Genomic DNA, 7564 nt, shown 5'->3' with positions numbered 1-7564 from the left:
TTGGGACGTAAAGCGACAGCAGTCCCAAACACCGGCCCCGCAGGCCCGTCACCGCACCCGACACCCACCCAGCCCGCCGCAGGCGCAACGGCGAGCGAGCCCCGCGGCGCAGCAGACAACTACGTGCGGGGGCGCCGCAAAGCGCAACGACGAGCAAGCCCCGCGGCGGGACAGCCAGGTACGTGGGAGGCGCCGCGCAGCGCAACGGCTACCCGGCGCCCTCGCGCCCACGTACCGTGAATGTCATGACGAGCATCGGTGGAACCGAGATGGTCGACTGGAACCTCGCGGTTGCGACCGCGACCCGGTTCGTGCGGCCGGGGCCAGAGGTCAGCCGGGACGAGGCGCGGGCGATCGTCGCCGAGCTGCGTAAGCACGCCAAGGCGTCCGAGGCGCACGTGCGGGCGTTCACGAGGCTGGCGCAGCCGGACGCGCAGGGCGAGGTGCCGCACGATACGCCCGTCCTGGTCGTGGACCGGCCCGGCTGGGTCAAGGCGAACGTCGCCGGCTTCCGGGCCGTGCTCAAACCGCTGCTCGCCAAGATGGAGGACCGCCGCTCGACGGTCCCCGGTGGCGCGGTGCTGGGCGCGGTCGGCGGCAAGGTGACCGGCGTGGAGCTGGGGATGCTGCTGTCGTTCCTGGCGTCGCGGGTGCTCGGCCAGTACGAGACGTTCGCGCCGCCCAGCCGGGACCTGCCGGCCGGTGAGCAGGGCGGCCGGCTGCTGCTGGTCGCGCCGAACATCGTCCACGTGGAGCGCGAGCTCGAAGTGGAACCGCACGACTTCCGGCTGTGGGTGTGCCTGCACGAGGAGACGCACCGCACCCAGTTCACGGCCGTGCCGTGGCTGCGTGACCACATCGAGGGCGAGATCCAGTCGTTCCTCGGGGAGACCGACATCGATCCGGGCACCCTCCTGGAGCGGCTGCGGGAGGCCGCCCAGTCGCTGGCCGGTGCCCGGCCGGAGGGCGAGGAGGACGAGGACGGCGGCCGCTCGATCGTCGATCTCGTCCAGACGCCGGCCCAGCGCGAGATCCTGGCGCGGCTGACCGCCGTGATGTCGCTGCTGGAGGGGCACGCGGACTACGTGATGGACGGGGTGGGGCCGGACGTGGTGCCGTCGGTCGCCGAGATCCGGGAGAAGTTCCAGAAGCGGCGGGCCAGCGGTGCCGGGCGGCTCGACCAGGCACTGCGTAAGCTGCTCGGGCTGGACGCCAAGCTGCGGCAGTACCGCGACGGGGAGCGGTTCGTCCGCGCGGTCGTCGACGAGGTCGGGATGGACGGCTTCAACCGGGTCTGGACGTCGCCGAACACCCTCCCCACCAAACAGGAGATCGCCAAACCGGCGGACTGGGTCGCGCGGGTGCACCGGAAGGCGGACGGGGCACCGTAGGCGAACGTTGTGAGCTGGGCACACCGCGTGGCAGTAGAGCGCCCCTTCAATCACCCGTCTGAGGGACCGTTGCCGATGGATAGGCGTGCAATGCTCGGGGAACCGCTCGCCTCTGTCACCATCTAGGCACTCTGTGTGACGAAAAGCCCTCACCGGCCCGAGGCACCCCAGCTGAACGATTGGAAACGGACATGGGTCCCCATCCAGCGGTCGCCGCGATACGCCTGGCGGTCCGCCGCGTACTCCACGACGTGCTCACCCACCACAGCGCACAGGACCGGCACGAGCCCCCGCTCGTGCTCGTCGCATGCTCCGGCGGCGCCGACTCCATGGCGCTCGCCTCCGCCCTCGCCTTCGAGGCGCCCAAGCTCGGCGTCCGGGCCGGGGGCGTGACCATCGACCACGGCCTCCAGGAGGGCTCCGATCTGCGCGCCGCCGAGGTCGCGCTGCGGCTGCGGGCCCTGCGCCTCGACCCGGTCGAGGTCGTCGCCGTCAGCGTCGGCCGTGAGGGCGGTCCGGAAGCCGCCGCCCGTGACGCCCGGTACGCCGCTCTGGACGCCGCCGCCGAGCGCCACGGCGCCACCGCCGTCCTGCTCGGCCACACCCGCGACGACCAGGCCGAGACCGTGCTGCTCGGCCTCGCCCGCGGCTCCGGGACCCGTTCGCTCTCCGGCATGGCCGCCACCAGCGGCACCGGCGGCCGCTACCGCCGCCCCTTCCTGGACGTCGACCGCCAGACCGCCCGTAAGGCCTGCCTGATCCAGTCGCTGCCCGTCTGGGACGACCCGCACAACTCCGACCCCGCGTACACCCGCTCCCGGCTGCGCCACGAGGGCCTGCCCGCCCTGGAGAAGGCGCTGGGCAAGGGCGTCGTCGAGGCGCTGGCCCGGACCGCCCAGCTCTCCCGTGACGACGCCGACGCCCTGGACGCCTGGGCGGCCGACGCCGAGGGCACGGTCCTCGACGACACCGGCGGCCTCGACGTCGCGGCCCTGTACGCGCTGCCCCCCGCGGTCCGCCGCCGGGTGCTGCGCCGGGCCGTGATCGGCGCCGGTTCCCCCGCCGGTTCGCTCTTCGCCCGCCACATCGAGGAAGTGGACCGGCTGATCACCGCCTGGCGGGGCCAGGGCGCCATCAACCTCCCCGGGCGGGTCGGTGTTCGGCGGCAGGGTGGCAGACTTGTCATCCGGCAGGGCTGAGCCGCACACGCTGCCTTGCATCTGAAGTCTCACGGCTGACGTGAACACCGAACCGAGCGAGAGTGGCACGGGTGGACGACAAGGACATGGGCTCCGACCTTCAGTCGGTACTCATCAGCAAGGAAGAGATCGACGCGAAGCTGGCCGAGCTGGCTGCGAAGATCGACGCGGAGTACGCGGGCAAGGACCTGCTCATCGTCGGTGTCCTCAAGGGCGCGGTGATGGTGATGGCGGATCTGGCGCGCGCGCTGTCCACCCCCGTCACGATGGACTGGATGGCCGTGTCGTCGTACGGCGCGGGCACCCAGTCCTCCGGTGTGGTCCGCATCCTCAAGGACCTCGACACCGACATCAAGGGCAAGCACGTCCTGATCGTCGAGGACATCATCGACTCCGGCCTGACGCTGTCGTGGCTGCTGTCGAACCTCGGCTCGCGCGAGCCGGCCTCGCTGGAGGTCGTCACGCTGCTGCGCAAGCCGGAGGCGGCCAAGGTCGCCATCGACGTGAAGTGGATCGGCTTCGACATCCCCAACGAATTCGTCGTCGGGTACGGCCTGGACTATGCCGAGAAGTACCGGAACCTGCCGTTCGTCGGTACCCTCGCGCCCCAGGTCTACGGCGGCTGAGGACACCCGAGTGCCCGTCCGGCCGGGGTGGCCGGACGGGTCCGGCGCAGCTGCCGCGGCCCGTCGGGAACCCTTCGCGGCCGCCCGCCGTTGGAGCAGGGAGAGCCAAATCCCCGGCTGCATGTTCTCTGTCGGCGCAGGCGCCGGGTGACAATGCTGGGGTACCGTCCGAAGGCAGTTGTTTTTCGGGCCAGTAATACACCGTACGCACGACCAGCCCTCAGAGGGCGTTGTGCCTCACTGTGGCAGGAGGGACGGGGCCGCCAACGGCTCCGTATGGATGGACGTGAAGCGATACTTCCGTGGGCCGGTCATGTGGATCGTGCTGGCCGTCCTCGCCGTGGTCGTGTTGATGCAGGTCGTCGGCTCGTCCGGCGGCTACAAAACGGTGGACACCGGTCAGGTCGTCAAGGCGATCGCTGACAACAAGGTGAAGTCCGCCGAGCTCACCACCGGCGACGAGAACAAGATCAAGGTCGAGCTGTCGGGCTCCAACAAGGTCGACGGCTCCAACAAGATCCAGGCGAGCTACATCGGCGACCAGGGCGTCGATCTGGCGAAGAACCTGCAGGCCAAGTACCAGACCGGCGAGATCAAGGACGGGTACACCGTCTCCCCGTCGAAGACGAACCCGTTCGTCAGTCTGCTGATGACGCTGCTTCCCTTCATTCTGATTCCGGTCGCCTTCCTGTTCCTGATGAACCAGATGCAGGGCGGCGGCTCCCGGGTGATGAACTTCGGGAAGTCGAAGGCGAAGCTGCTCACCAAGGACACCCCCAAGACGACCTTCGCGGACGTCGCGGGCTCGGACGAGGCAGTCGAGGAGCTCCACGAGATCAAGGAGTTCCTGCAGGAGCCGGCGAAGTTCCAGGCGGTCGGCGCCAAGATCCCCAAGGGTGTGCTGCTGTACGGCCCGCCCGGAACGGGCAAGACGCTGCTCGCGCGCGCCGTCGCCGGCGAGGCGGGCGTCCCGTTCTACTCGATCTCCGGCTCCGACTTCGTCGAGATGTTCGTCGGTGTCGGTGCCTCCCGGGTGCGTGACCTCTTCGAGCAGGCCAAGGCGAACGCCCCGGCGATCGTCTTCGTCGACGAGATCGACGCCGTCGGCCGGCACCGCGGTGCGGGTCTCGGCGGTGGCCACGACGAGCGTGAGCAGACCCTGAACCAGCTCCTCGTCGAGATGGACGGCTTCGACGTCAAGGGCGGCGTGATCCTGATCGCCGCGACGAACCGTCCGGACATCCTCGACCCGGCGCTGCTGCGCCCCGGCCGTTTCGACCGGCAGATCGCCGTCGACCGTCCGGACCTGCAGGGCCGTCTGGAGATCCTCAAGGTCCACCAGAAGGGCAAGCCGGTCGCCCCGGACGTCGACCTCTCGGCCGTCGCCAAGCGCACCCCCGGCTTCACCGGTGCCGATCTGTCGAACGTCCTCAACGAGGCCGCGCTGCTGACGGCCCGGAGCGACGAGAAGCTGATCAACAACCACTTCCTGGACGAGGCGATCGACCGCGTCGTGGCGGGCCCGCAGAAGCGGACCCGGATCATGTCCGAGAAGGAGAAGAAGATCACCGCGTACCACGAGGGCGGACACGCCCTGGTCGCGGCGGCCTCCCCGAACTCCGACCCGGTCCACAAGATCACGATCCTGTCCCGCGGCAGGGCCCTGGGCTACACCATGGTCCTGCCCGACGAGGACAAGTACTCCACCACCCGCAACGAGATGCTCGACCAGCTGGCGTACATGCTGGGCGGCCGCGCGGCGGAGGAGCTGGTCTTCCACGACCCGACCACCGGTGCCGCCAACGACATCGAGAAGGCCACCGCCACGGCCCGCGCGATGGTCACGCAGTACGGCATGACCGAGCGGCTCGGCGCGATCAAGTTCGGCACCGACAACTCCGAGCCCTTCCTGGGCCGTGAGATGGGTCACCAGCGCGACTACTCCGAAGAGGTCGCCGCGCTGGTCGACGAAGAGGTCAAGAAGCTGATCGAGACCGCGCACAACGAGGCGTGGGAGATCCTGGTCGAGAACCGCGACATCCTCGACAACCTCGTGCTGACGCTCCTGGAGAAGGAGACCCTCGGCAAGGAGGAGATCGCGGAGCTGTTCAAGCACGTGGTCAAGCGCCCGGCCCGCCCGGCGTGGACCGGATCCTCGCGGCGTACGCCGTCGACCCGCCCGCCGGTGCTCTCGCCCAAGGAGCTGGCCCCGGCCAACGGCTCCGTGACGGCGGCCACCGTCTCCACGGAGAAGAAGGCGGAGAGCTCCGAGGAGCCGCACCCGGAGAGCTGACCAGGGGCTCCACAGGCCCTGGAATACATGCCGCGCCCCCCAGGTTTAGCCTGGGGGGCGCGGCATTTCCGCGATGGGAACCGCGTTCGAGCGGGCGCAGAAGGAACGAGGCACATATGACGGACCCTGTGACGCTGGACGTCGACGGCACGATCGGTACGTTCGACGAGAAGCGGGCCGAGAACGCCGTACGTGAGCTGCTGATCGCGGTGGGCGAGGACCCGGACCGCGAGGGTCTGCTGGAGACGCCGGCTCGGGTGGCACGGGCGTACAAGGAGATCTTCGCCGGGCTGTGGCAGAAGCCGGAGGACGTGCTGACGACCACGTTCGACCTGGGCCATGACGAAATGGTGCTGGTCAAGGACATCGAGCTGGTGTCGAGCTGTGAGCACCACCTCGTGCCGTTCGTCGGGGTGGCGCACGTCGGCTACATCCCGTCCGCCGACGGCAAGATCACCGGGCTGTCGAAGCTGGCCCGCCTGGTGGACGTGTTCGCCCGGCGCCCGCAGGTGCAGGAGCGGCTGACCACGCAGATCGCGGACTCGCTGATGGAGATCCTGGAGCCGCGCGGCGTGATCGTCGTCATCGAGTGCGAGCACATGTGCATGACCATGCGCGGGGTGCGGAAGCCGGGCGCGAAGACGACGACCTCGGCGGTCCGCGGTCAGCTGCGCGACGCGGCGAGCCGGGCCGAGGCGATGAGCCTGATATTGGCGCGCTGACGCCCGCGGGAAGGCGACGGGGCGGCACACCGGCCGTCCCGCCGCTCGGAAGGCCCTTTGAAGGGCCCGGCGCAGGGCGTCACGCCTTGAGGTGGTTGCCCAGCCATTCGAGGGCCGCGGGGATCTCGCGGCGCCAGGTGTTGAAGTTGTGGCCGCCGCTGTCGAGGATGATCGACGAGACGCGGGTGGGCGACTTCGTCTGCTCGATGAAGCGGAGCGTCTGCTTGTAGTTGCCCTCGCCCTGCTTGCTGCTGGTGACCAGGAGGTTCACCGGCGGGGCGGGCAGGTGACGCTGACGCCACAGCAGGTTGTTCTCGCGCTCCAGGCGCAGGTCGCCGCCGAAGAGGTCGCCGGTGGTGGCGTCCAGCGGGGCCTTGTAGGCGCCGGAGAGGGCCACCGCGGTGGAGTACGCCTCGGGGTGGCGCATGGTCATCTTCAGTGCGCAGTAGCCGCCGGTGGAGTCGCCGATGACGCCCCAGCTCTTGGCCTCACGCCCTATTCGGTAGTGCTCGGTGATGTCCGCGCGCAGGTCCTTGGTGAAGAAGCTCTCGGTCTGCGGGCCGTTCGGTATGTCCACGCACTCGGTGTCCCGCGGCGGCGCGACGGTCGGCCGCATCATCACCAGGACCGTCGGCCGCATCCGGTGCTCCTTGAGCAGGCCGTGCTGGGTCTGCGGGAAATGCAGCTTTTTGTAGAGGGCCTCGGCGGTGCCCGGGTAGCCGGTGAGCACCAGCGCCGCCGGGAATTTCTTCTTCGCGTATTTCTTCTGGAAGTACTGCGGCGGCAGATAGACGAACGCCGGGCTGGCGATCCTGGAATGCTCGCCGCGGATGAGCACCTTGTCGATACGGCCGGCCGACGAGGGCCGGGAGCCGTTCTGGACGCTGATGCGTTCGGTGCCCAGCATCTGCAGCTTGGTGCCGTTCGGGCCGGTCTGGTAATTCGTCACCACACCCGGTTCCTGCTCCTGGCCGAAGAGGTCGGCCCAGGAGGCGTAGAAGCCGAAGGAGTTGTTGGCGAACAGGCCGACCGCGGCGAAGAGGGAGAGCTGGGTCGCCAGCAAAAGCCCGACCCGGCCCAGGACGGTGCGCCAGTTCCCCTTGGACAGGCGCGGCCAGAGCCAAACGGTGAGGATGAACAGTGCCACCGCGACGAGGACGGCAAGAAGCAGCACTTTCTTGCTGGTGAGACCCATGTGGTGCTTTCTTCCGGGCGGCCGGGTCATCCGTACCGCTGGTGGAACCCCGAGCCCTGAAACGCCGTCATACAGGGCGCAAAAGTCCAGATGCTGCGACTAGGCTCGCACGTCTTCTCGACCGGGGCGACGGGAAAG

6 protein-coding genes are annotated in these 7564 nt (G+C 69.2%); 5 read left to right on the top strand and 1 reads right to left on the bottom strand.

The genetic code is table 11. The annotated features are described in order from the left end of the window. Positions 1-245 precede the first annotated feature (245 nt). The 5 genes from ACGF4C_RS36260 to folE all read left to right on the top strand — a co-directional run bounded on the left by ACGF4C_RS36260 (position 246) and on the right by folE (position 6231). A complete protein-coding gene (locus ACGF4C_RS36260; RefSeq protein WP_030414977.1) occupies positions 246-1391 on the top strand; it encodes a zinc-dependent metalloprotease in 1146 nt (381 codons plus the stop codon). Positions 1392-1582: 191 nt separating this feature from the next. After that, positions 1583-2590 carry a tRNA lysidine(34) synthetase TilS gene (gene tilS, locus ACGF4C_RS36255; RefSeq protein ID WP_393572413.1) on the top strand — a complete coding sequence of 336 codons (1008 nt, stop codon included), beginning with the start codon at positions 1583-1585 and terminating at the stop codon, positions 2588-2590. Between the two features lie 86 nt (positions 2591-2676). Beyond that, on the top strand, positions 2677-3216 hold the full coding sequence (gene hpt / locus ACGF4C_RS36250; protein ID WP_030414979.1) for a hypoxanthine phosphoribosyltransferase: 540 nt from the start codon (positions 2677-2679) through the stop codon (positions 3214-3216). Positions 3217-3496: 280 nt separating this feature from the next. Beyond that, positions 3497-5509: an ATP-dependent zinc metalloprotease FtsH gene (gene ftsH / locus ACGF4C_RS36245; RefSeq protein WP_362146577.1), complete on the top strand. Its 2013-nt coding sequence runs from the start codon at positions 3497-3499 to the stop codon at positions 5507-5509. Between the two features lie 116 nt (positions 5510-5625). After that, a complete protein-coding gene (folE, locus tag ACGF4C_RS36240; RefSeq protein WP_393572411.1) occupies positions 5626-6231 on the top strand; it encodes a GTP cyclohydrolase I FolE in 606 nt (201 codons plus the stop codon). Positions 6232-6310: 79 nt separating this feature from the next. On the opposite strand, the gene ACGF4C_RS36235 is transcribed toward folE, so the two are convergent. Then, positions 6311-7426: an alpha/beta hydrolase-fold protein gene (locus ACGF4C_RS36235; RefSeq protein WP_362146573.1), complete on the bottom strand. Its 1116-nt coding sequence runs from the start codon at positions 7424-7426 to the stop codon at positions 6311-6313. Positions 7427-7564 lie beyond the last annotated feature (138 nt).

It is taken from the genome of Streptomyces sp. NPDC048197, assembly GCF_043202395.1.
GTDB lineage: Bacteria > Actinomycetota > Actinomycetes > Streptomycetales > Streptomycetaceae > Streptomyces > Streptomyces siderophoricus.
The sequence above is the reverse complement of the archived record's forward strand: the minus strand, read 5'-3'. Positions and strand labels throughout refer to the sequence as shown.